This is a genomic window from Hydrogenophaga sp. 70-12, assembly GCF_001897365.1.
In the GTDB taxonomy this organism is placed as follows: domain Bacteria; phylum Pseudomonadota; class Gammaproteobacteria; order Burkholderiales; family Burkholderiaceae_C; genus Hydrogenophaga; species Hydrogenophaga borbori.
On record NZ_MKSS01000388.1, the window covers coordinates 1 to 934 of the forward strand.

Here is a 934-nt window from a genome sequence, read left to right on the forward strand (position 1 = left end):
GACACCACGCTGTTCGAGAAGCTGGTGTTCATGAACCAGAGGAACCGCTGATGTTCGTGGCCCCCGTCGTCCTGAGCGAACGCGGCCTGCGGCTGGAGCCCCTGGACCCGCGCCACGAGGACGGCCTGCGCGCGGCGGCGGCCGACGGCGAGCTCTGGAAGCTGCGGGTCACCTCCGTGCCCGAACCCGGCCAGACGCGCGACTACATCGACACCGCGCTGCGCATGCGCGAGGAAGGCAGCCGCTTCGCCTTCGCGGTGGTCGACGAGGCCAGCGGCGCGGTGCTGGGCAGCACCAGCTACCACGACATCCTGCCCGCGGTGAAGCGCGTGGAGATCGGCTACACCTGGTACGCCCGGCGCGCGCAGCGCACCCACGTCAACACCACCTGCAAGCTGCTCATGATGGGCCACGCCTTCGACACCCTGGGCTGCCACGTGGTGGGCTGGCGCACCGACAACTACAACTTCGCCTCGCAACAGGCCATCGAACGGCTGGGCGCGAGGAAGGACGGCGTCATCCGCGGCCACGCCCTGCGCCGCGACGGCACCATCCGCGACACCGTCATGTACAGCATGCGCGCGGGCGAATGGCCCGAGGCGCGTGCGCAGCTGCTGTACCTGCGGGCGCGGCACGACTGAACCCGGGGAGATCGCCATGCTGATCGACTTCTTCTACACCCTGCGCGCGGCCAAGCTGCCGGTGTCGGTGAAGGAGTACCTCACGCTGCTGGAGGCGCTCAAGGCCGACGTGGTCGGACCGGCCAACCCCGAGGCCTGCAGCATGGACGACTTCTACTTCCTCTCGCGCACCGCGCTGGTGAAGGACGAGAAGCACTTCGACAAGTTCGACCGCGCCTTCGCCGCCTACTTCAAGGGCGTGGAGATGATCGCGGACTTCACCAAGCCCATCCCCGCCGACTGGCTGCGCCAGG

At 68.7% G+C, this 934-nt stretch carries 1 protein-coding gene and 1 pseudogene; both read left to right on the forward strand.

Translation table 11 applies throughout. The features are described from left to right. Positions 1 to 47: 47 nt before the first annotated feature. Complete coding sequence (locus BGO22_RS19955; RefSeq protein ID WP_070397355.1) at positions 48 to 641, forward strand: GNAT family N-acetyltransferase; 594 nt, start codon at positions 48 to 50, stop codon at positions 639 to 641. A gap of 16 nt (positions 642 to 657) precedes the next feature. Beyond that, positions 658 to 934, forward strand: a pseudogene (locus BGO22_RS19960) (hypothetical protein); the annotation flags it as partial.